A 24,340-nucleotide genomic window follows, 5' to 3' on the forward strand; every position below is an offset into this window, starting at 1 on the left:
AAGGAGGTGAAGCTTCATGGCATATGTGCTAGGGATTGATTTAGGGACAACGAGCCTTAAAGGCTTAGTCGTGGACAAACAAGGACAGCTTGTCGCCCAAGCGCAGGTCAGCTATGAAACGCAGCACCCACAGCTTGGTTATTCTGAGCAAAATCCGGCTGTCTGGACAGGCGCTATGGATGAGGTGATGGAGCAGTTAATCAGGTCTTTGCCTGAGATTGCGAGTGGCTTAGAAGCCATCTCCTTCTCTGGGCAGATGCATTCACTTGTTATGTTAGATCAGAAAGGCCAAGTTTTGCATCCCGCTATCTTATGGAATGATGGCAGGACCCACGAGGAGTGTCAAATTCTGGAACATACATTAGGGAAAAGGCTAATCGAAATTAGTAAAAACGTTGCCTTGCCAGGATTTACACTACCTAAATTACTTTGGGTAAAAAGAAACTTACCTGAAATTTGGGCTCAGATACGATATTTTCTCCTGCCAAAAGACTATTTGCGCTATTGGTTGGGTGCCCCTATGCAAATGGATTATTCAGATGCCTCAGGCACCTTGTTACTTGATATGAAGCAAGGCAAATGGTCGGAAGAATTGTGTCAGAGTTTGGATATCTCATTGGAATGGTGCCCGCCTTTGGTCGAATCTAAGTCGGTTGTTGGTTGGCTTCGGCCGGAACTTGCCCAAAAGTGGGGGCTGAAAAAGCCTGTTAAGTTGGTAGCCGGTGGAGCAGATAATGCCTGCGGAGCTTTAGGGGCTGGATTAGTTTCAGAACAAGGCCTTGTAAGTATCGGGACTTCAGGTGTCTATCTGCAACTAGGGGCCTTACCTGACGAAACTACTGGACGTACGCATGTTTTCCAACATGTTGTGCCTGGCCAGTACTATCAAATGGGGGTTACGCTAGCAGCAGGAGATAGTCTCAATTGGTATAAGACACAGTTTTTGCCTGACTTAAGTTTTGAGCAGTTATTTGAAGCAATAGCAGAACATGACGCTAAGGAGGCTGTTCCACTATGGTTTACGCCTTACTTACAAGGTGAACGTTGTCCTTATCCTGACTGCAAGGTGCGAGCAAGTTTTATGCATCTCGATATTAGTCACGGACCGCTTGATTTAGCACGTAGCATCGTAGAAGGGATCACCTTCTCCTTGCGAGACCTGATTCAACTAGTAGAAAAGGAAACTAAGGTCACCCCGACTTTGCTTCGTTCTATTGGGGGTGGAAGCCAATCTGACTATTGGTGCCAACTCCAGGCCAATATCTTCGCTAAGCCTATCATCACGATTCAGCCTGAGCAAGGTCCTGGCTTGGGCGCTGCTATGCTAGCTGCGATGGCCATGGGCTGGTTCGAGAATTTTTCATCCTGCCAGGAACAGTTCCTAAAACTGAATCAGCAGTTTCATCCTGAAGAGAATAAAATTCAACATTATCAAGAATTATACGAGGTATATGGGCAGATTTATCCTCGTACAAGCAACCTGACAGATTAGTTTTTTGGTCTGACCTTGAATAGTCGAACCATAGCAAATGAATAGAGCCAAGACCTTAGGGAAGATAAGGCCTTGGCTCTATGCTTTTTTCGAAATCGTTAGGTTCTGTAACCAAATTGTAAGCCACCAAAAAATGCGAGAGGTAGTTGTTTGGGCTATATATAGAGGGAGGGGTCTTTATGTATGCGGCTTTGAATGGAGCGGGTAAGTTGGTCTATGCTAGTCAGGTGGCGGGATTAGTGGGTGAGGGGCTCTGGTTTTGTCCACGTTGTCATCGGCCCCTGAAATTGCGGTCGGGCAGACGGGTTAGACCCCATTTTGTTCATATGGATGGGGTTTGTGGGCAAACTAAATTAAGTAAACGCCAGGTCATGGAGTCGGAGCGGCATCAGGCGGCCAAGCGCCTCTTAGGTCAGACCTTCCAAGCCCAAGGCGAGAGTGTGAATTTGGAGTATTATTTGCCTTCTTCGGGACAATTTGCGGACCTCTACCTGCCCCAGCGTCAGTGGGTGACGGAGTATCAACAATCGATAATTTCCGCTCAGCTTATGACTAGTCGGCAGGCGGATTATCAAGCTTTGGGTCAGACAGTGGTCTGGCTATTATCAGCTGACGTCTTAAGGGGCAAGTTCAAGACCCGTTGGGAACAAACTTGCCTACACTATGCCCCTGCTTGGGGTTATTATTGGCTAGCCCTAGATGTGGAGGGCGCCTGCCTAGTTCAGGATTTTCATCTGCCTTTAGTCTATTCCCGCCTGTCTTATACTTACCAAAGTCGTACCCTCTTACTGAGGACTTTGTCTCAGCAGGCTTGGCAGGCAGATTGTCTGGCTTATGGTGCTTGGTTGGGACCAAGGGCTTGTCACTGCCAAGAAGGCCAACTTACCAGCCATATACGCAGCCATTTGGTGGCTGGTCACCAATCTTATTGGCGTCAACTCTATCAGGAGGGGATTCAGGTGGGCTCTCTGCCGGCTTGGTGCCTACAGGGGCGCTATCAGGTTCTAGTCAGCCCAGAGCCTGGTTGGGTCTGGTTGGCCTATCAGGCTGCTTTTTTGGAGCAAGTTAAAGAGGCCAAGCAAGGGTTTACAGGCCAGGACTGGTTGATTTTCCATGAAAATCTAGTGCGGTCTGGCAAAGTTCATCTTGTTCCGACGCCTTTGTTAGGAGAGAAGGGGCGAGCCAGACTGCTGCCAGAAATTTGCCAGTCCTTCCTACGCCTATGGCAGTGGCAAGGCCACCTAGCCTTTGATAGAGATTGGGGCATTTATCGTGTTGTTAGCTAAGGATTGGTAGGTCAAACATGATCAATGTGACTAAAAGGGCACTTCTTTCTCTTCTTCAAGGGCTTTCAATTCAATTTATAAGTGAATTGTGCTAGAATTTATTATGTCTAACTATTTACTAACTTTAAGATGAGGTGACCTTATGTCAGAAGAAACATTACGCACGCGTGAACAACAACCTGAAGCCTTTACCTGGGACCTGACTTCGCTCTATGCGGACGCAGATCAATGGCAGGCTGAATATGACAAGGCAGAAGCTATGGTAGCGGACTTAACATCCTACAAGGGCACCCTGGATCAAGGTGGCGCCCACTTAGTGACCGTTATTGAGGCTATTCAAGCGGCTTGCTTAGTTGTTGAGCGTCTCTATGCTTACGCCCACTTAACCTACGATCAAGATTCGACCAATAGCGCTGCCCAAGTCCTCAATGCTCGAGCTATGCAGCTTTACAGCAAGTTGGCAGAAGCCATTGCCTTCTTCGACCCTGAATTGTTGAGCTTGCCATCCGAAACGCTGGAAGCTTACTTCCAAGAAACACCTGAATTAGATTTCTACCGTCAGTACTTGGATGATATTACCCGTGGGCGTGCCCACACCTTGTCGGCTTCCGAGGAGACCCTCCTAGCGCAGTTGGGCGAGATTTTTAATAGCCCTTATTCTACTTTCTCCTTGTTGGACAATGCTGACTTTGTCTTCCCAACCATTGAAGGGCCGGAAGGGCAAGCGGTACAATTAACACACGGGACCTATGGTCGTCTCTTGGAAAGCACTGACCGCCGTGTACGCCGCGATACTTTCCAACAGTACTACACTGTCTACAACCAGTTCAAGAATACCTTGGCCAATGTCTTATCTACCAATATTAAGACTGACAACTACAAGGCCAAAGTCCGTCACTATCCATCTGCACGGGCCGCAGCCCTCTTCCGTAATAATGTGCCGGAATCCGTTTATGATACCTTGCTAGAGACGGTGGGCGATCATTTGGGCTTACTCCACCGTTATACCGCTTTGCGTAAGGATCTCTTAGGTCTAGATTCGCTAGAAATGTATGACCTTTATACGCCACTTCTTGGGGATGCTCCAATCAAGTTTAGCCAAGCAGAAGCGCGGGATATCGTGATGGAAGCTCTGGCGCCAATGGGACCAGATTATTTGGAAATCATGACTAAGGCCTTCGATGAACGCTGGATTGACTGGTATGAGAACAAGGGCAAACGCTCAGGCGCTTACTCAGGTGGGATGTATGACAGTAAGCCTTATGTCCTACTCAACTGGCAAGACAATATCAATTGGCTCTTCACTTTGGTTCATGAGTTGGGTCACAGTGCGCATTCTTACTTGTCTCGCACTAACCAACCTTATGTTTACAGTGATTATTCGATTTTCTTGGCTGAGATTGCCTCAACTACTAATGAAAATCTCTTGACGGACTACCTCTTGAAGAAATATCAAGATCCTCAAATCCGTCTCTATGTCCTCAACCACTTCTTGGATGGAGTTAAGGGAACGGTCTTCCGTCAAACCCAATTTGCGGAATTCGAGCACTTCATGCACCAAGCAGATGCAGAAGGAACCCCATTAACTCACGAATTCTTGACCGAGAACTACCGCAAATTGAATGCTAAGTACTACGGACCAAGCGTTAACTCTGACTCTGAAATTGGGCTAGAGTGGGCTCGAATTCCACACTTCTATTACAACTACTATGTCTTCCAATATGCGACTGGTTTCTCCGCAGCAACCTTCTTCGCAGACAAGATTGCCGCTGGCGACAGTGCTTTGCTTGAAGCCTACAAGGGCTTCCTTAAGTCAGGTTGCAGCCTCTATCCAATCGACACCATGAAGAAGGCTGGGTTGGATATGACGCAACGTGACTATATCGAAGCAACACTCAAGGTCTTCGAAGCACGTTTGAACGAGTTTGAAGCCCTCTTGGCAGAAACTAAATAATCCAATAAACTGGGGAAGCAAGCCTTCTCCAGTTTTTTTGTAGCTATAGTGTTTAGGACTGAGCACTACTTTTATTTTCCCACCGCAACTGCTAGAAATCTGACGCTATACGTGATAAAATTTAAGTATGCGACTTTCTAAGAATATGAGGGATTGAATGAAAAAATTTGAATCATTACCGGCGGAACTGCAGACCGAGCAGGTGCGCCCATATTACGAGGCCTTGGCCGCTAAGCGCGGGCAACTATTCTTGAAACGGGCCTTCGATATTTTGGTGAGTGCTATCTTGCTACTCTTACTCTCGCCAATTTTACTCTTTTTCGCTATTTGGATTAAGCTGGACTCACCAGGGCCTGTCTTCTATCGCCAGGAGCGGGTGACAACCTACGGAAGAATCTTCCGAATTTTCAAGTTCCGGACGATGAAGGTGGATGCGGACAAGATGGGGTCCTTAGTGACTCTCAAGAATGATGACCGCATTACCCGCGTAGGCCATGTCATTCGCCGTTATCGTCTAGATGAACTACCTCAATTGTTGAACATCTTAACAGGGGATATGAGTCTGGTTGGTACGCGACCCGAAGTAGCCAAGTATGTGGCTGCTTATACGCCTGAGATGAAGGCTACCTTGCTCTTGCCAGCTGGGGTAACCTCTACGGCTAGTATCCTCTTCAAGGACGAGGAAGAATTAATTGCTAAGTTCATCTTGGAGGGGATGGAAGTGGATGATATCTACATCACCAAGGTCCTACCAGAGAAGATGCATTATAACTTATCTTATCTTAAGAATTATAGCTTTCTAGGCGATTTGAAACTCATGGTTCGAACTGTCTTGAAGGTCTTCAAATAAAGGAGCGTTCGCTATGAAAAAATGGAATATTCCCTTCTCACCACCTGACTTAGGCCAGGAAGAAATTGATGAGGTAGTGGATACCCTCAAATCCGGTTGGATTACCACCGGACCTAAGACTAAGAAATTAGAAGTAGAGCTTTCCAGCTATACTCAGACGCCACGGACAGTCTGCTTAAACTCAGCTACTGCAGCTCTGGAATTAATTTTACGTGTATTAGGCATTGGGCCTGGCGATGAAGTCATTGTGCCAGCCTTTACCTATACGGCTTCCTGTGCGGTAATCGAGCACGTAGGAGCGACGCCAGTCTTAGTTGACTTGCAGTCGAGTGGCTTTGAGATGGATTACGACTTATTGGCAGCTAGCTTAACGGCTAAGACCAAGGCGGTAATCCCGGTTGAAATCGCTGGGATTCCTTGTGACTATGACAAACTCATGTCAGTCCTAGAAGCCAAGAAGGATCTCTACCAAGCTAATCCTGAGCATGCGATCCAAGCGCTCTTTGATCGCGTGATTGTGATTTCGGACTCTGCTCACGCCCTAGGGGCAACTTATAAGGGCCAACCAGCAGGGACTTGGGCGGATTTCACTTCCTTCTCCTTCCATGCTGTTAAGAATTTTACGACTGCAGAAGGCGGAAGCGTGACCTGGAAGGCTCGTCCAGGCCTTGATGATGACGAACTCTACCGTCTCTTCCAAGTCTTCTCCTTGCATGGTCAAACCAAGGATGCCTTGGCTAAGACCCAGCTAGGGGCCTGGGAATATGACATTGTCATCCCAGGTTTCAAATGCAACATGACCGATATCATGGCCAGCATCGGCTTGGTACAATTACGACGTTACCCAGGTCTCTTGGCTCGTCGTCAAGAATTAGTGGCACAATATGATCAAGGTTTTGCTGGCACAGCGATTAAGCCTTTGCCTCATCAAGGCGCGGATTATGAATCTTCTCGCCACCTCTATATTACTCATATTGAAGGGGCTAGTCTGGAAGACCGTAACCGCATCATCAACTTGATGGCGGAGCGGGGCATTGCGACCAATGTCCACTACAAACCACTGCCACTGCTCACCGCTTATGCTAATATGGGCTTTAAGATGGCGGACTATCCAAATGCCTACGCTTATTATGAAAATGAAATTACCTTGCCTCTACATACCCGTTTGACGGATGAAGAGGTAGCCTACATTATTGAAAGTTTCCGTGAGGTTGTGACCCAAGTCCTTGAGGAAGGGGTGTAGACTGATGTTAGTTTCAATCATCACGACAGCGATGAACGAGGAGGCTTATTTGCCAGGTCTCTTCTCAGATTTCCTCAACCAGACCTATCCCCACGATCAAATTGAAATTATCCTCATGAATTCCATGTCGACCGATAAGACCCGAGATCTGATGCTAGATTTTCAAGCTCAGTTCCGCGATGAATTCTACGATATCCAAGTCCATAACAACCTACGCAAATCACTGGCGGCCGGCTTGAACGAAGGCATCAGGGTAGCGCGCGGGGAGTGTGTCCTCAAGGTAGATGCCCACGCGACCATTCCTGAAGATTTTGTGGAACAGAACGTGGCGGTTATCTCTCAGGGGGAATTCATCTGTGGCGGTAAGCGCCCGACCATCATTGAATCAGACGATCCATGGAGCAAGACCCTGCACCAGGTGGAAGAAGCCATGCTAGGTAGTAGCATTGCCTCTTACCGTAAGGCCGATAGTCCTCGCTATGTCAAATCGATTTTCCATGGCATGTATAAGAAGTCTGTCTTTGACCATGTTGGGGAACTAGATGAGCGACTAGGCCGGACAGAGGACAATGAAATCCATGACCGTCTGCTCAAGGCTGGTTATCAAATTAAGTATGATCCTAGAATTGTCTCCTATCAATATATGAGACCTAACTTCAAGAAAATGGTGAAGCAAAAATACAGCAATGGCTACTGGATTGGCATGACCAGTCATGTTCGACCATCCTGCTTATCGCTCTATCATTTTGTACCATTTGTCTTCACCTTAGCGGTGATTTTCTCTATCCTTATGTTGCCTGTAACAGGCTGGTTCTTAGGACTCTTGGCTCTGGCCTACTTTGGCGCTATGGCTGTCGTAACAGGTCTCACGATCCGTAAGGAAGGCTTCCTACCACACTATTTGGCCATGCCATTCCTCTTGTTGGCTGTCCACCTAGCCTATGGGGTAGGAACCATTGTAGGGCTCTTCAACGGTTTGCGTTGGCGACAAGAATACTTTGCGGCTGAGCAAGACCAAGAAGAGACAAAGAAACCCGTCTAGCCCTTATGAAAGGAAGATATCTATGTATTCAAAACAAATCGTAAAGAACTGTGCTAATGCAAGTTTTATCCGTAAGATGTTCGAGAAAGGCCTAGAGTTGGCCAAGCAATATGGGCCAGAGAATGTCTACGACTTCTCCATCGGTAACCCTTTTGCTGAACCACCAGTAGACTTGCGTGAACGTATGAAGGAATTAGTCGACCAACCAGGTGTTCACCGTTATATGCCAAATGCTGGTTTCCCAGATGTACGCGAGAAGGTGGCCGCTTATTATAGCGCACGCTCTGAAAAGCCAATCCCTGCTAGCCATATTGTCATGACAACCGGGGCAGCAGGTGCCCTTAACGTCTTGTTCAAGGCTATCTTGAATCCAGGCGAGCGCATCGTAACTTTTGCGCCTTACTTTGTTGAGTATGGCTTTTACGCTCAAAACGTGGGCGCTCATTTGGATACAGTAGAAACTGAATCAACTGACTTCTTACCAAACATTGAAGGCTTACGTCAGGCCATTCAACCTGATACCCGGATTCTCTTGTTGAACTCTCCTAACAACCCAACAGGCCGCATCTATTCACGTCAAGATTTAGAGGCAGTAGCTGGGGTATTACGCGAAAAGTCAGCAGAATTCGGCCAACCAATTTTCTTAGTATCGGATGAACCTTATGCAACCATTACTTATGATGGCCATCAAGTTCCAAATGTCTTAGATCTTTATGAGCATGCCATCGTGGTTAACTCCTTCTCCAAATCTTTAGGTTTGGCGGGTGAACGGATTGGTTACATCGCGGTTGGGGCAGATGTGCCAGAAGTGGAAACTTTAATGGATGCCCTGATCTTCTGTAACCGGACCTTAGGCTTCAACAATGCACCTGCCCTAGCTCAAAAGGTCGTAGCAGAGTACTTGGATGTCTTGCCTGATGTAGCAGACTATCAAGCTAAACGGGACCTACTCTATAAGGAACTAACAGCCCTTGGTTTCGAGACCAACTTACCAGAAGGGGCCTTCTACTTCTTCATGAAGGTGCCAGCTAATTTTGAAAGTTCTGTTGAATTTGCTAACTATGTAGCGGATAAGCACCAAATTCTGGTCGTGCCAGGTTCTGGCTTTGGCTGCGAAGGCTATGTCCGTCTGTCTTACTGTGTCAAGATGGAAGTAGTTGAGCGCTCGCTCAAGGCTTGGCAGGCTCTAGCGGCTGAGTTAGGTCTCAAGAAATAGATGAGTAAAACGCCTCCTTGTGTATTCAAGGAGGCGTTTTTTTTGCGTTCAAAAAATCCCAAGTGATAGGAACTCACTTGGGATAATTTCTTTTTAAGCCTGGTTAAAGGCATCTAGGAAGCGACGAAGTCCGGCGCGGCCTTCTGAGGTTTGCTTATAGACCCCTGCGTCTTCAAGGACGCGGGCGAATTTAGCCCCCACAGCTGTTTGGAGTAGGCGATCGACTTGGTCAGCGGTCACCTGAGGGTGATTCGCGGCTAAGTCTTGAGCCCAACTTTGATGATAGTCAGCTACTTGTTCCAAGGAGGCTTGGCCTAGTAAGAAGTCCTTGATGGTGGCTAACTCGCCCACTAGGCGTGGAGGCAAGATTGCCAAGCCCATGACTTCAATCAGGCCGATATTTTCCTTTTTAATGTGTTGAACATCAGGATGTGGGTGGAAGAGACCATCTGGATAGGTGTCAGTGGTCCGGTTGTTGCGCAACACCAAGTCCAATTCGTAGGCGCCATCTCGACGTCTAGCAATTGGCGTAATGGTGTTGTGCGGAGTCTCCCCACTAAAGGCCAGGATGTCACAGGATTCATCACTGTAACCTCGCCAGAAGTCGAGGAGCGCCGTCGCTGCATCCGCCAGTGGCGCCTTATCTTGGCTACGTAATCGAATAACAGATAGGGGCCATTTGACTAACTCAACACTTAAATCTGGAAAGGCGCTTAGGCTAGCCGTCTCATAGGCTGGAGCCTGATCCATAGGGAAGGTGTGACGCCCGCCCTGATAGTGGTCGTGGGAGAGGATTGAACCGCCCACAATTGGTAAGTCGGCATTAGAACCGGCGAAATAATGCGGTAGTACCTCGATGATGTCTAGCAGATGCTCGAAGCAAGCGCGGTCGACCTTCATGGGTACATGCTCTTGGTTGAGGAAGATGCTGTGCTCGTTATAGTAGACATAAGGCGAGTACTGCATGCCATAGGCACCTCCGCCAAGAGATAGGCGAATCAGGCGATGGTTTTGGCGCGCCGGATGATTGCTACGGCCTCGGTAGCCTTCGTTCTGCATGCAGAGCAGGCACTTAGGATAGTGGCTTGGCTTAGCTAATTTAGCCGCCGCAATATCCTTAGGATCCTTTTCAGGCTTGGAAAGGTTGATGGTAATCTGCAAGTCGCCGTAGTCGCTGGCCGCGCTAAAGGCAATATTCTTGGCAATGTGGCGGGTCTTGATATAATCATTAGCCCGCGACAAGGCATAGAAATAATCTGTGGCCCGCTCTGGTGACTCCTGGTAGAGGGCCCAGAAACGTTGGTTGAGCACAGAAGGTAGAGGCGTCAACAAATCCATAATAGCCGCCTCAAAGGCCTCGCGGCCGAAGGCAGAGTCTGGAATTAAGCCGTGTTCCAGGGCATAAGCCTCTAGTTGGTCTAGATAGTCTAGGAGGGTTAACTCAGGGTCTAGGACTTGTTCACAAGAATCGAGACCATCTAATGCTAGACGTGCTAAGAGCTGGTTGACGGTGTAATCGTAATCTAAGGGGTCTAGCCAGCCATCTTGGATGGCGAGGCTGACAAAATGGTGAATGGTTTGGTCAATAGGAATAGTCACAGCGTTCGTCCTCTCTGCTTGCCTAAACATTTGGCAAGCATTCATCATGATTTAGTCAGCTAGAGCGTGGGCACCAGCGCCAACTTGGGCAATATAGAAGCTAGCAGGGTAGCCGATGCTTGCCTCATAGGCTTGGCCAATGGCTGCTTGAACAGCCTCGACAGCCTCTTTAGCCACTAAGGCAATGGCACATCCGCCCATGCCGGCACCCGTCATGCGGGCTCCTAGGACGCCTTCTTGTTGCCAGGCCGTGTGAACCAGGGTGTCTAGCTCACGCCCCGTTACTTCATAGTCTTCCTGTAAGCTTATATGGGAAGCATTAAGGAGTTGACCGAAAGTCTTCAAATCGCCGGCAGTCAAGGCTTCTTTGGCTTGAACCGTCCGTTGATTCTCGTAGACCGCGTGTTTAGCCCGACGTTCTAAGACTTCGTCATTAATCAGATGACGGCTAGTTTCAAAGCCATCAGGGCTTAATTGGCCCAGGCTTTGGATTTGCATGCCACCTGCTTGCAGACGGCGCAGGGCTTCCTCGCACTGGCTACGACGTTCATTATATTTTGAATCTGCTAACTCGCGGCGTTTGTTGGTATTCATAATCAGTACTAGGTGTTCGCCGAAAGCCGCAGGGACCAGTTCGTAATCTAGGCTATTGGTATCCAGATAGATGGCCATATCTTTGGCACCCATACCAATGGCGAATTGGTCCATGATACCAGAATTAACGCCAATGAAGTGGTTCTCGACTTGTTGGCCAATCTTGACTAAATCCAGACGGGTCAAGGTTAAGTCGAAGAGGGATTCCAACGTAATCCCCACCAATAATTCCAAGGAAGCAGAACTTGACAGGCCAGCTCCATTAGGGATATTGCCATAAACCAAGAGGTCGAAGCCTTGGTCGATGATGTGGCCGGCTTGGCGCAAGAATTTGACTTCGCCTTTGACAAAGTTAGTCCAGCTATCTTCTGGTCGGTTAACTAGCTCTTGCGATAGATCAAAGCTGATGAGACCAGCTTCTTCGAAGTTGAGAGAATAGCAACGAACTAAGCTATCTTGACGTCGACGGGCAATACCGTAGGTCCCTTGGGTGATGGCACAAGGGAAGACGCGCCCACCGTTATAGTCGGTGTGCTCACCAATCAGATTAATTCGCCCAGGCGCGAAGAAGGCCCGGCCGGGTTCAGATTCAAAAACTTCTTGAAATCGAGTGTGTAAAGCAGATAATTCCATACAAGTTCCTCCTAGTACTAGCTAGATAATTGAGTAATATAGTTCTATTATACGACTAAATGTAAGGGTGTTCAATGCTATTTCTAACAGAATTTTTATCCTTTTTGGGTAAGGGCCCTTTACGTTTACTTTTTAAGTCCAATTTCGGTATAATAAGGAGGTGAGAAAAATAGGAAAGGAGGGTGGCGCCATGATTCGCAGTGTCCCCCTGAACGCCCAGGATGTCTGGATTAATATTGAAGCGGATGCCCTAGAAAAACATCCCGAGTGGATCGAGGAGTTCGACTTGGACGATGAGATAATCGAATATGCGGCCGACCGTAATGAGCGGGCTCGGGTGGATTATGATCGCCAGAGCCATACCTTCGTCCTGATTTTCAATGTGCCTAATCGCATTAAGCAGACCCGACACTATGAGACCGTACCGATGACCTTCATCGTTCAAAAGCATCGTCTGATTACAATCAGTAACGAGGAAAATGCCTATATTCTGCAACGTATGCATCGCAATCTAGAGTTAGAGCCAGAGCAAAGCCTCTTCGGCTTTCTATTCGAAGCCCTCTATCGGGTGACGGATGAGTACTTCCCTTTAGTTGAAGAAATCAACCGTGAACGAGATCAGTTGACCCGGCTCTTGCGTGATAAGACCACGCGGGAGAATCTCCTGGCCTTATCGGATATGGAGACCGGCATGGTCTATTTCATTACCGCCAGCAAGCAGAATACCGTCCTCTTGGAGCAGTTGCGGACCTTATTGGTTTTCCGCTCGCTAACGGAAGTGGAGCGGGAGCAATTGGAAGATGCCCTGATTGAAGCGCGCCAGTTAGTGGAAATGACCCAGTTGACAGGCCAAACCCTACAACAACTGTCAGACACCTATAACAATGTCTTGAATAATAACTTGAACGATATTTTTCGAATTCTGACCACGCTAGAGATTATCCTCATGGTACCGACCTTTGTGACCGGCTTCTTCGGTATGAACGTGCCGATTCCCTTTGCCAATCATCCTCTGGGCTGGTTGATTACCTTGATTATTAGTATTGCTGGATGCTTAGTAATTAATGGCGTCCTCAAAAATCTCTTGGCCCGAAAATAAGAAAGGAGGCTCCCCATGATTAGCATGCGACCAATCAACGAGACAGATAGCTGGCTCAATATTGACGTGGACACCATTGCCTCCCGGCCGGATCTCCTCAGTCAATATGGCTTAGATGAAGAGATTGTCGAATACGCCCTGGACCGTAATGAACGCGCCCGGACCGAGTACGACCGTGAACGCAATACCTTTATCATCATCTATAATGTCCCTAATCCCATTAAACAGGATTACCACTATGAGACGGTGCCCATGACCTTTATTGTTCAGCCCAACCGACTTATTACCATCAGCAATGAGGCCAATGCTTACCTGATACCAGAATTCAGCCGTTATCTAGACGCCAACCCTGGGGTTTCGGTCTTTACCTTCCTCTTCGCTTCACTCTATACCGTGTCTGAACAGTATTTCCCTTTGGTTGAGAAAATCAACCAGGAGCGCGACCAACTTAACCAGGTTCTCAGACAGAAGACCACCAAGCAGAACCTCTTTGCCTTGTCGGACTTGGCTACTGGGGTTGTATACTTCGTCTCAGCCACCAAGCAGAATGTGGTGTTGCTGGAACAACTGCGGACCCAGTTCATGTCTCGTCTGCTGGATGAGGCAGCGCGCGAGGAGTTGGAAGACTCCTTGATTGAAGCCAAGCAATTGGTGGAAATGACCCAGTTGACCTCGACTATTTTGCATCAGCTGTCAGGCACCTATAACAACGTCCTGAACAACAACCTGAATGACACCATGAAACTCTTAACCATTGTGTCCATTCTCCTGACGATTCCAGATATTATCACCTCCTTCTTCGGGATGAATATGCCCCTACCTTTTGAGCAAGATGCCATGGGCTGGGTCTATATCTTGTTAATCTCGGCAGTCGGCTGGGTGATTGGCCTGCGAATCCTCAACTATCTCATGGATAAGAAACAATAGCGACTAGGAAGGGGCAGACTTCACATGGCCTTGATTGAACAAGAAGTAAAAATTGCCTTGGAGGCAGAGAGTTTTGCTCGGCTTAGGGCGGGTTTAGGGTTAGATAGGGTGGCACCACGCCAACAGGTTAACCACTATTACGATAGTGAGCAGGGCGCCCTTAAGGAAGCACGGGCTGCCTTGCGCCTACGGCAATACGACCAAGTGAGTGAGTGGACCTTCAAGCAGGCTTTGGATCAGTTCCAAGCCTTGGAAATCACGCAGACTAATCCGGAGCGCCTAGATTCGGTGCCTGCTAGTCTGGCTGGCTCCTGGATTCAGGATGTGGGCCTCTTAGCCGCCTTAGCTAAAGTAGGACTAGAGCCCCAGGACTTAGTTCTGCGCTACGGTTTTCAGACACATCGTTGGATCCTAGACTTAGGCTGGGGTGACTTGGTGCTAGATCAGACTCTCTATGGTGATCAGGTCGACTATGAGCTAGAATTAGAGGCTCAAGACCTGTCCCAGGCTCAAGACTATATAGCCAAATTAAGCCAGACCTACGATTTTCCGCTCCTAGCAGCAGACAAGAAAATTGCCAGAGTTAGCGCCTATTACGCCGAACTAGACTAGAGAAGAATAAATGAGCTAGTGGTCCACTCTTTGGAGTGGACCACTAGCTACATGGGAAAAGGACGGAAAGAGCCCAAAATGCCGAGAAAGTCGAGAGCCAGTGGTCCACTTTGGAGAGTGGACCACTAGCTGCATGGGAAAAGGGCGAAAAGGGCCCGAAATACAGAGAAAGTCGAAAGCCAGTGGTCCACTTTGAAGAGTGGACCACTGGCTAACTGAGAAATAGAAGAGAACAGTCCGCTTCATCCCAGCAGAGCAAGATTCAGTCTCAATGTCTTTTAGCCGGGCTATAAGGCATTTCATTAGAACTTGTCTATTCTTTGTGTTAAGATAAATTTAAGAAATCCAGTCGGAGAGGAGGGAATGTCGCATGCCACAAGAGCAAGTGGCCTATCAAGTATCGGGCCATGGTCAGGCCAGATTATTTGAGTTGTATCTCTTTGTTAACCCCCTAGGGCAAGATTGCCGCAGAGTAGAGCGCGAACTCAGCCGTGCGATTAAGCAAATGCCGGCCAAGACGGATGTGCATATTCTCTGCTTCACCAGTCAACCCCTCATTGCCCGTTACATGATGCAGCTGGGTTATGAACCTCAGGACTTGCGTCATCGTAACGAGATTTTCCAGAAGATTTATTCTGCCACCTTGGCTTACCGGGCAGCGGGTCTGCAAGGCAAGCGTCGTGGCCGTCAATACCTCTACGAAATGCAAAGTCGCATTAATTCTGATTTAGAACGGCTGACGGATGACTTTTTAGCCAACTTAGCCTGTGATATTGGCTTGGACTTGGCCCTTTTTGAGAGCGACCGACGATCTCAATATGTCAAGGAACTCTACTATCGTGATCAAAAGATTGCGCTCGAGATGAAAGTACAAGATACACCGTCACTCATTATTTTTGAACAGTGTTCCGGGGACTCCGGCATCCTCTTACAAGGACCGATGGAGTGCCAACACATTCTGGAACAAGTGGACTTATTAATGGATAAAACATGCTGCCCTCGACCTACTCGGTTGAAGCTGGTCGCAACAAAAGGATAATAAGAGAGAGGCTAGAACTTGGTTCTAGCCTGTTTTTTTGTGAGGAAGAAACATGAATATATTTGTTACCTAGAAAAAACTATGCCAAGTAAGTGAAAGTTATTACATTAGATGATTATAAAAGTAAAAGAGTAGTGTTTGACAAAAATTAATATGGACAAGAAATTCGTTAAAAACATCCCAAACCAATCTTGAAAACGGATTCTGTATGGTGTACACTTTACTTGTTATAAAGAGATTTTAAGTTAAATTATTAAAATACATGAGTAAATTATTAGATGGTTTGATGATGAGAAGAGAAGATAAAACTTAAAATTTTCAGGAGGAGTAAAAAATATGTGCTTTGCTCACTACGACCGTGAGAGTGGACATACTCAATCACTAAAAGATCATTCGGTAAATGTTGCGTGTATGTGTTTTGAAAGAGGAAACGAAATTCAACAAGGAACTATAATGCTAATTATAGGATTATATCACGATGTAGGCAAAGCTGATAGAAAGTTCCAAGATAAACTTATGAATAATCCCACTAGACATGTAGATCATTCATATGCAGGGGCAAAGTACTTGTCATATAAAATAAGAAATGTTTTAAACGAGAACAAATCTGAAATAGATTCTTTTTTAGCGAGTAGCTTCCAAGAGATAATTGTATATGTAATATTAAGTCACCATGGTATATTTGATATCCCTTTAAGCCAATCGGAGGATAGTAAGGCAGATGAATTTAGATTCAGCAACTTGATGAGAAGATGCTTACAATATAACGATGGAAACGAATATCATTATGAAGAGGATGTAAAACCTTTTATTCAGAATTTAGAAGAGAGCATATTGGAACATGAGCATAAAGAAATTGATCAGCTAATTATTGATGCTTTTGATGAATATATACTAGCTTGGGAAAAACTAGGTCTTGTTCCTGAGGAAAGCGAACGGCTCTATTATACTGGAATGTTCATGAGATTATACTTATCTATTCTTAAAAATGCGGATATCCAAGATACTATTAATGCTTTTGATGAAAAAATAGTGCCTATGAGTATGGATAAACGGAAAACGCTTAAAAGACGTTATCTGAGATCCATCGAAGAGAAGTACTCACAATATAGTGGCGCAACAGGGAAAATAAATAGAATACGTCAAAGAATATCAGAGATAGTAAAGAAGCGTGGAAAAGAAGATACAGTGGGTATTTATCGATTAGATTTACCAACTGGTGCAGGAAAGACAAATCTAAGTATACGATATGCTTTTCATCAGATGATAGAACAAAATATGTCATCATTTATTTATGTTGCGCCTTTTTTATCGATTTTAGAGCAAAATGCAGCCGAAATAAAGGAGATTGTTGGAGAAGAAGGTGTTTTAGAGCATCATTCAAATATTATGAATGAGCAAGACGATGAATTTGAAGATGAATCATATTCGAGGAGATTAATGAGTTTTACAAAAGAGACTTGGGATAATCCTATCACTTTAACGACCATGGTACAATTTTTTCAAACGTTATTCAAAGTAAAATCTTCTAACATTAGAAGATTCTCAAGTCTTATTCGTGGAGTAATTGTACTAGACGAAGTTCAGAGCCTTCCGTTAGAAGTTACAAGTGTATTTAATTTAAGTATGAATTTCCTATGCAAAGTAATGGAAGCAGTGGTGGTTTTATGCACAGCAACTCAGCCTTTATTGAGTGTTCCAAGGATTCAGCATAAACTTATGTACGGAGATTGTAATGGAGAAAATACTGATATTATCTCATTAACTATGGAGGAACGATCTAGTTTTGAGCGTACTCAAGTTAGAAAATTTAATGATTCAAATGACTACGTCAGTATTGAAGAGGTGTGTAGCGAAGTTCTAGAACATAATCAATCAACTTTAATAATTTTAAATACAAAAAAAGCTGTGGAAAAGCTATATTTGCTAATAAGAGAAAAAACGGATAGAACTTGTTATTACCTTTCTACAAATATGTGTGCTGCTCACCGATTAGATAGATTGGAAAAAATACGTAATGAGCTGGCATGTGGGAAAGCAATTATTTGTGTGAGTACTCAGTTAATCGAAGCCGGTGTTGATGTAGACTTTCATCGCGTAATAAGATCGTACGCAGGGATTGATTCTCTGATACAGACATGCGGGAGATGTAATCGAGAAGGTTTACGTGATAAAGGGGAAGTACTTCTTGTTAGACTCCCAGATAAAATTGAGAATGTCTCATCTTTGAAGGTTATCAAAGATAAGCGAAAAGTAACAGAGAGTATTCTGAGAGAAATTAACTCGACTATTGACTTAACAAGACTAAATGATGAGTTTTATTCGAAGTATTATGAATTAGACGAAAGTCAAGAAAAATTTGATTACCCTGTAAACAATACTACTGCTTACAGGTATTTATCAGACAATAGAGGATTAGGTTTTGAAGTGAAAACGTTATTAAAACAATCTTTTAGAACAGGCGGAAATGCAATTCAATTGATAAAAGATGAATCTATTAGCATCATCGTTCCGTATAGTCAGAAAAGTAAACGGATGATTGAAACTCTAGAATTAGAACTATCAAAAGGAGTTAGATTTGATACTAAGCAAGGAAAATTTATTAAAAGTCTGATTAGGAAGTTACAGAGATATACGGTTAATGTGTCTCAAGGTAGTGAGTTCATTAGCTATACTAAACCTTATTTGAATCAATCAATACTAATCCTAAGCGAGGAATATTATGACGAAGATAGGGGACTTGTATCAATAGCACGAGGGTTTATATATTAGAGAGAAAATTTTATCTAGAAAATGAAGGAGGAGTCAAGGTGTATAGGTCGAAAAATTTTTATGTCCGAGTGACAGGAGACTTAGCATTGTTTACTAGTCCGCAAAGTAAAGCTGGTGGAGAAAGGACGAGCTATCTAGTTCCCACTAGGCAAGCACTAACGGGAATCGTTGATGGAGTCTATTTTAAGCCAAGTATTCAAAATATTGTGACGGAAGTAAAGGTAATGAATCGTATCCAGACAGAAGTACATGGTATAAGGAATTTATTAAGGAATGGAGGAAGTGATTTAAGCTATATTTCCTATTTACACAATGTGGAGTATTTAGTGAAGTTCCATTTTATATGGAATAAAGCAAGACCAGATTTACAGCAAGATTGGATTTCAAAAAAACATGAGGCCATTATGACTCGTTCACTGGATAAAGGAGGTCGGTTAGATCTTTTTTTGGGGGCGAGAGAATGTCATGCGACTGCAACAGGAATTTCAGAGAAAGAGTATAAGGATTCTGTATCATTTTACGATGAGCAAGAAGTAGATTTGGGCTTGATGTTTCATTCTTTTGCTTACCCTATAAATGAAAAGGATTCTTTACGGTCATATTTTACAACTACAAGGATGATAAATGGAATCATAAAATTTAAGGCACAGTCTGAATGTGAAGTTGAAAACGTGTTGTCAGCCAAAGGGATAGGAAAACGAAATGGTATGAAAACAGTCGATGAGGAATTTTTGGAATATGAGCAATGGGAGAAGGAGGGAAAGTAATGAATTTCTTTACTGCATTGATGAAGGCATATAATGCAGCTGAAAAAATAAGTTTGGTTGATAAATTTGAAGTAGGCCATCCAGTTCTTTTGCCACTTTTTCATAACAGTATCCAATCTAATGGGAAAAATATTATTGAAGTCTGTCTGGATACAAAAGGTCAGCTGATTGAGGCAAAGTTTATAGAAAAAGGGGAAAAGATTATTTTTCCGGTAACTTCTAGCTCTATGAATAGGACAAGTAAAGCAGTTCCTCATCTGATCGCAGATACGATAAAGTACTTAGATAGTAGGCAAAGTCCTAACAATTATGATGCTTATATAAATCAATTATCGTTATTTATGGGGAAGTGTCATAACGAAGAGGTCAAAGAATTCTTAAACTATATATTAATTTTTATAAGGGATCCTAATGCACTAAATAAAGTTAGCCATAGCCTTGAGTCAGCGAACGAATCCAGTAAAAATGCTAATTTGGTCGAAAATAAAAAACCAATGAATAATAAAACCATGATTACTTTTGCAGTTGAAAACTTCAGGGACGGTAAACGTTGTTCTGTTTCAAGTTATAAAGAATTACATCAAGAACATATCAAGCAGGTGCTAGATTCGAAAGAGGAGTTAGGTACGTGTAATTTTACAGGTGAGCAAGACGTTGTGGTATCTATACATCGCTCTGTTGCAGGTACCGCTAAATTAATCCCTCAGAAAAGTTACGATGAAATGTATAAAGGGAGATTTAAAGTAGCTTCAGATGTAGTTTCTATCGGTCAAACAACCTCGGAGAAGGCACATTTGATGTTGAAATATTTAATGGAGAGCCCTCAAAGTAAGATTAATTTAGGTGAAAATCAATTTTTTATAAATTGGTTTAGTGACGATATTAAAAACGAAAGTAAAATAGACTTGACAAAAGAGACCATGTTTGAGGACCCGTTTATTTGGGAACCGCCTAGAAAAAAGTCCGTAACAGATGTTGTATCGCAGGAAAATAGGAAGATAGCTTTATCCTTCATTCGAGGCAAACGACTTTTTAATGATGCATCCTCTTATTATGGAGCAATTATTAATAAAGTGAATGATGGTAGAGCTTCCTTAACATATTTTCGGGAATTGAGGAGCGCTGAATTATTAGAAAATCTAGAAGAATGGCAAAAAAAATATTCCTGGCCTAATAGCAATCAGAAGTTAAGTTGGCAAACACCTGCACTAATTGGGATTGTTGAAGCTGCGTATGGTACCGAAAAGGATTCGCTTCTCACAATACGTAACAAAAAAATTAAGAATAAATTATTACAAGAACTGATTATGTGTCTTCTAGATAAAAAGCCAATATCTAGAGCAATTACTAAACAACTAGAGTTGAATATTAGAAACCGGCATAAATACGAAAAAGAATGGTACAAAGTAGAGCATGTTGCATTATCTGTATTGAAGAATCAAGGAGAGGAGCAATTTTCACCAATGTTAGATGAAAAGAATGTAGATAGATCTTATTTATTCGGTCGGCTTTTGGCAGTGTTTGAACTTTTAGAGTTAGAAAGCTATAAATTAGATAGTGAATCGAAAACGAGAATTCCCAATGCACAAAGATATTGGGCAGTTTATATGGGACAACCAGCGAAAATAATGCGGACCCTTTTTGATAAAACATTACCTTACGCGCAAAGACTCCAAAATAGTAATCATAAAGGAATATTCTTCAAATTAGAGAAGGAGCGTCAAATAATAATTGAGGGCTTGTCAAGATATCAAGAAACAGAAGCTATAAACCTACCATTAGATTTCACATTTATTTTTGGGTATTACGCGGAAAAAAAATATATCTTTACCAGAAATAGCGAGAAAGAAAACAAGGAGGAAGAAAAATGATTACCCGTAAAGTAGACTTTATGTTAACGTTTGAGGTGGAGTGTGCCAATCCAAATGGAGACCCTTTATCTGGAAATATGCCTAGGACAAATTCAGAAGGATATGGTTTAGTTAGTGATGTTGCGATTAAGCGAAAGATTAGAAATAGACTTCAGGACGAAGGGTATCAAATCTTTGTTCAAGCGAATGAACGTATACACGATGGTCATACTTCTTTGCAAAAACGTTTTGAATCAAAGTTTAAAGATGAAAAAGACGAAGCTATCATTGTGAAACAAGCTAATCAAGAGTGGATTGATGTTAGAGCATTTGGGCAGGTATTTACATATTGCGATAAACCAATTGGAGTTAGAGGGCCATTGTCAATTAGCATGGCAAAATCTTTGAATCCAATTGTAACATCGACAATGCAAATTACTCGCAGTACGAATGGTAAGGAGCAAAAACTGGGAAATAAAGGATCAGACACAATGGGATCTAAGCACTATGTTGAGTATGGAGTCTATTTAGTCAAAGGTTCTGTAAATGTGTTTTTCTCCGAAAAAACAGGATTTAATGATAAGGACTTGAAGGCTATAAAATTGGCAATTAAGACTTTATTCGAAAATGATGCATCAACTGCTCGGCCCGAAGGTTCTATGCGAGTTAAGGAACTATTTTGGTTCACCCATCCTGATAAACTCGGAGTTGTTTCAAGTGCGAGAATATATGATTTACTTGAATGGAAGTCGAATGGCGCAAATAAGAATTATAATGATTACAATATTCATCTGAATAAGAATGAATTGATGAAGTATCAAGAGAAAGGATTAGAAGTTGAAATTATAGAAGGTGACTAACTTGGTGTATGATGAAGATGATTATTTGATGTTATCTGGTATACAACATTTCTATTTTTGTAAGCGCCAATGGGGATTAATACATCTAGAACAACAGTGGAAAGATAACGAAGCTACGGTACACGGCCAGATGCTTCATGAGAAAGCGGATAATCCTCTACTTAAGGAAAAACGGCACGGTGTCATAATATCACGCGCCGTTCATATTGTATCAAAAGAGTTAGGTTTGTACGGTATCATGGATGTTTTGGAACTACATTCTTGTAAGCATGGCATCAGAATTAATGGACATACTGGTTTTTGGGCTCCTAATATAGTTGAATATAAGAGGGGGAAGCCAAAGAAAGATTTACGGGATATCGTACAGTTGATTGCTCAAGTACTTTGTCTAGAGGAAACATTTGAGTGTCAAATTAAAGAAGCGTCATTATATTATCATGCTGTTAACCAGAGAATAACCGTGCCAGTAACAGAGGATTTGAGGAATATAGTGAGACAGTTAGCGGCAGATATGCATACATACTATCGTCAAAAGCAAATACCAAAAGCAGAGTATTTCAAAAATTGTAAATTGTGTTCTTTAGTCGATGTTTGCTTACCAAGATTAAGTAAGAAAGGACGAAATGTAGAAAATTATATTGAAGCAGCTTTGAAAAGTGGTGTGGATGAATGAAGAAGTTATTAAATACTCTTTATATTACTGAAGACGATTACTATGTATCTCGTGAACGCGAAAATATTGTAATCAAACAAGATAAAAATATAGTAGCGCGTTTCCCCTATCGTATTATTGAGGGTATCATCTGTTTCTCATATGTAGGTGTGTCTCCAGCACTTATAGAACTTTGTTCTGAAAACAATATTAATTTATCGTTACATACACCTCAAGGGCGCTTTTGTGGTAGGTTTGTTGGGCCTACAAGTGGTAATGTGCTTTTAAGAAGAGCGCAGTACCGATTAGCAGATGCCACTGATTCTCTTGAATATGCTAGAAGGTTTATTCTAGCAAAAATTTCGAATTCAAGAAAATATTTACTAAGATTTAAAAGGGATCATCGCAATCAGATTCCAAGCAATTTTTTTGAGTCCATTGAAGTAGAACTCTGTAAGTCAATAGATGCCGTTCAGACAACAATGGATAAGGACTCACTTAGAGGTATTGAAGGTCAAGCCGCAAACCAGTTTTTTAAACTCTTTGAATTTTTTTCACTCAAAAATAGTGAATTTTTCCGATTTAATGGTCGGACAAAACGGCCACCTTTGGATCCTGTAAACGCACTATTATCATTTGGATATAGTATGCTAACCTATGAATGTCAATCCGCTCTTGAGGCAGTGGGAATTGATAGTTATGTAGGTTTTTTCCACACTGATCGTCCGGGGAGAGCAAGCCTTGCGCTTGATTTAGTAGAAGAGTTTAGAAACTATATAGTGGATTGTTTTGTTTTCTCGTTAATTAATAATGGGCAGATTAACAGAAAACATTTTGAAATCAAGGAAACAGGTAGTGTTTTATTGAATAAAAAAGGTCGAGCTATTTTCTTAGAGGAGTGGCAGAAACGTAAGCATGTTGAGGTTGAACATCCTTATTTGCGAGAAAAGGTTAAAACAATGTTATTACCATATGTTCAAGCCCAACTACTTGCTAAAGCTATACGAGGAGATTTAGAAAGCTACCCTCCTTTTATGATATAGGAGATTATGCAATGATGATATTAGTAACCTATGATGTTAATACTGAATTAACAGAAGGAAAGAGGCGACTGAGAAATGTAGCAAAAGTGTGTTTAGATTATGGGCAGAGGGTGCAAAATTCTGTTTTTGAGTGTTCTTTGACACCTGCAGATTTTATTGAACTCAAACACAAGCTAGTTAAAATTATTGATGATGAGACAGATAGTATAAGATTTTACCTTCTGGGTAAGAATTGGCAAAATCGTATTGAAACTATTGGACAAGATACTAGCTATAATCCTGATACCGGAGTATTTATTTTATAGATGCGAGGTTTACTTGCTCATGAAATATAAAGTGGCCTCGCGCCAAAATAGTGAATTAAGTTACTGAAGCAGCTGAAAAATAGAATTTCTATTTGATATTTTCTATATGTTTTGGTAGCAAACTGTGTAGAATTACGCAGTCGCTCCCTTCGCGGGAGCGTGGATTGAAATTTTAGAATGCAGGGCAAAGAACTCATGACAAAAGGTCGCTCCCTTCGCGGGAGCGTGGATTGAAATACGGTTAGATATAACTGCTTGGTTCGCCTTTCTAACGTCGCTCCCTTCGCGGGAGCGTGGATTGAAATTCTACGATTTCGTACTGGCGTCCTCGCGTCCAATCGTCGCTCCCTTCGCGGGAGCGTGGATTGAAATTTGCCCTTCCCACGGTTTATCGGGGTCGGGGTCTTGTCGCTCCCTTCGCGGGAGCGTGGATTGAAATATATTTGATTAGAATGAGCTGTTCTGATTCGACGTCGCTCCCTTCGCGGGAGCGTGGATTGAAATT

General features: G+C 43.4%; 20 protein-coding genes and 1 CRISPR repeat array. Of the genes, 18 read left to right on the forward strand and 2 right to left on the reverse strand.

Annotated features, from left to right (window positions below; all coding sequences use genetic code 11):
- The first annotated feature begins 16 nt into the window (after positions 1-16).
- From xylB to RWO08_RS05955, 7 genes are all read left to right on the forward strand, one after another.
- On the forward strand, positions 17-1,492 hold the full coding sequence (gene xylB, locus RWO08_RS05925; protein ID WP_291430182.1) for a xylulokinase: 1,476 nt from the start codon (positions 17-19) through the stop codon (positions 1,490-1,492).
- 179 nt (positions 1,493-1,671) lie between these two features.
- A complete protein-coding gene (locus tag RWO08_RS05930) occupies positions 1,672-2,778 on the forward strand; it encodes a competence protein CoiA family protein (RefSeq protein WP_314211497.1) in 1,107 nt (368 codons plus the stop codon).
- A 142-nt stretch (positions 2,779-2,920) separates the two neighbouring features.
- Positions 2,921-4,732: an oligoendopeptidase F gene (gene pepF, locus RWO08_RS05935; protein ID WP_314211498.1), complete on the forward strand. Its 1,812-nt coding sequence runs from the start codon at positions 2,921-2,923 to the stop codon at positions 4,730-4,732.
- 157 nt (positions 4,733-4,889) lie between these two features.
- The gene (locus RWO08_RS05940; RefSeq protein ID WP_070756291.1) at positions 4,890-5,582 is read left to right on the forward strand and encodes a sugar transferase; all 693 of its coding nucleotides are present in this window, start codon (positions 4,890-4,892) and stop codon (positions 5,580-5,582) included.
- Between the two features lie 13 nt (positions 5,583-5,595).
- Positions 5,596-6,825, forward strand: coding sequence for a DegT/DnrJ/EryC1/StrS aminotransferase family protein (locus RWO08_RS05945; RefSeq protein WP_314211499.1), 1,230 nt, complete (start codon positions 5,596-5,598; stop codon positions 6,823-6,825).
- Positions 6,809-7,867: a glycosyltransferase family 2 protein gene (locus RWO08_RS05950; RefSeq protein WP_399495853.1), complete on the forward strand. Its 1,059-nt coding sequence runs from the start codon at positions 6,809-6,811 to the stop codon at positions 7,865-7,867. Before RWO08_RS05945 ends, RWO08_RS05950 begins: the two co-directional genes overlap by 17 nt.
- A gap of 22 nt (positions 7,868-7,889) precedes the next feature.
- Complete coding sequence (locus RWO08_RS05955; protein ID WP_314211501.1) at positions 7,890-9,083, forward strand: pyridoxal phosphate-dependent aminotransferase; 1,194 nt, start codon at positions 7,890-7,892, stop codon at positions 9,081-9,083.
- Positions 9,084-9,176: 93 nt separating this feature from the next.
- On the opposite strand, the gene galT is transcribed toward RWO08_RS05955, so the two are convergent.
- Together galT and RWO08_RS05965 are read right to left on the reverse strand one after the other, a co-directional pair.
- A complete protein-coding gene (gene galT / locus RWO08_RS05960) occupies positions 9,177-10,712 on the reverse strand; it encodes a UDP-glucose--hexose-1-phosphate uridylyltransferase (RefSeq protein ID WP_399495856.1) in 1,536 nt (511 codons plus the stop codon).
- 21 nt (positions 10,713-10,733) lie between these two features.
- Positions 10,734-11,909, reverse strand: a complete 1,176-nt coding sequence (locus RWO08_RS05965) for a galactokinase (protein ID WP_314211502.1) — start codon at positions 11,907-11,909, stop codon at positions 10,734-10,736.
- 190 nt (positions 11,910-12,099) lie between these two features.
- Between RWO08_RS05965 and RWO08_RS05970 the strand changes: the two genes are divergently transcribed.
- From RWO08_RS05970 to cas2, 11 genes are all read left to right on the forward strand, one after another.
- Positions 12,100-13,008: a magnesium transporter CorA family protein gene (locus tag RWO08_RS05970; protein WP_070756296.1), complete on the forward strand. Its 909-nt coding sequence runs from the start codon at positions 12,100-12,102 to the stop codon at positions 13,006-13,008.
- A 15-nt stretch (positions 13,009-13,023) separates the two neighbouring features.
- On the forward strand, positions 13,024-13,935 hold the full coding sequence (locus tag RWO08_RS05975; protein WP_314063229.1) for a magnesium transporter CorA family protein: 912 nt from the start codon (positions 13,024-13,026) through the stop codon (positions 13,933-13,935).
- Positions 13,936-13,959: 24 nt separating this feature from the next.
- Positions 13,960-14,547, forward strand: coding sequence for a CYTH domain-containing protein (locus tag RWO08_RS05980; protein WP_314211503.1), 588 nt, complete (start codon positions 13,960-13,962; stop codon positions 14,545-14,547).
- A 370-nt stretch (positions 14,548-14,917) separates the two neighbouring features.
- Positions 14,918-15,586: a DsbA family protein gene (locus RWO08_RS05985; RefSeq protein WP_306486478.1), complete on the forward strand. Its 669-nt coding sequence runs from the start codon at positions 14,918-14,920 to the stop codon at positions 15,584-15,586.
- 336 nt (positions 15,587-15,922) lie between these two features.
- Positions 15,923-18,358 (forward strand): CRISPR-associated helicase Cas3', encoded by a 2,436-nt coding sequence (gene cas3, locus RWO08_RS05990; RefSeq protein WP_314211504.1) that lies wholly within the window; start codon positions 15,923-15,925, stop codon positions 18,356-18,358.
- A gap of 38 nt (positions 18,359-18,396) precedes the next feature.
- Positions 18,397-19,125: a type I-C CRISPR-associated protein Cas5c gene (gene cas5c, locus RWO08_RS05995; protein ID WP_314211505.1), complete on the forward strand. Its 729-nt coding sequence runs from the start codon at positions 18,397-18,399 to the stop codon at positions 19,123-19,125.
- Positions 19,125-20,996, forward strand: a complete 1,872-nt coding sequence (cas8c, locus tag RWO08_RS06000) for a type I-C CRISPR-associated protein Cas8c/Csd1 (RefSeq protein ID WP_314211506.1) — start codon at positions 19,125-19,127, stop codon at positions 20,994-20,996. The genes cas5c and cas8c overlap by 1 nt, the downstream gene beginning before the upstream one ends.
- Positions 20,993-21,835, forward strand: coding sequence for a type I-C CRISPR-associated protein Cas7/Csd2 (cas7c, locus tag RWO08_RS06005; RefSeq protein WP_314211507.1), 843 nt, complete (start codon positions 20,993-20,995; stop codon positions 21,833-21,835). Before cas8c ends, cas7c begins: the two co-directional genes overlap by 4 nt.
- A 1-nt stretch (position 21,836) precedes the next feature.
- Positions 21,837-22,508 (forward strand): CRISPR-associated protein Cas4, encoded by a 672-nt coding sequence (cas4, locus tag RWO08_RS06010; RefSeq protein ID WP_314211508.1) that lies wholly within the window; start codon positions 21,837-21,839, stop codon positions 22,506-22,508.
- Complete coding sequence (gene cas1c, locus RWO08_RS06015; RefSeq protein ID WP_314211509.1) at positions 22,505-23,530, forward strand: type I-C CRISPR-associated endonuclease Cas1c; 1,026 nt, start codon at positions 22,505-22,507, stop codon at positions 23,528-23,530. Before cas4 ends, cas1c begins: the two co-directional genes overlap by 4 nt.
- Positions 23,531-23,541: 11 nt before the next feature.
- On the forward strand, positions 23,542-23,835 hold the full coding sequence (gene cas2, locus RWO08_RS06020) for a CRISPR-associated endonuclease Cas2 (protein WP_311465994.1): 294 nt from the start codon (positions 23,542-23,544) through the stop codon (positions 23,833-23,835).
- 139 nt (positions 23,836-23,974) lie between these two features.
- A CRISPR array of direct repeats spans positions 23,975-24,339; the repeat unit is 32 nt; unit sequence GTCGCTCCCTTCGCGGGAGCGTGGATTGAAAT.
- Position 24,340 lies beyond the last annotated feature (1 nt).

The sequence above is a fragment of the uncultured Abiotrophia sp. genome (genome assembly GCF_963520105.1).
Classification (GTDB): Bacteria; Bacillota; Bacilli; order Lactobacillales; family Aerococcaceae; genus Abiotrophia.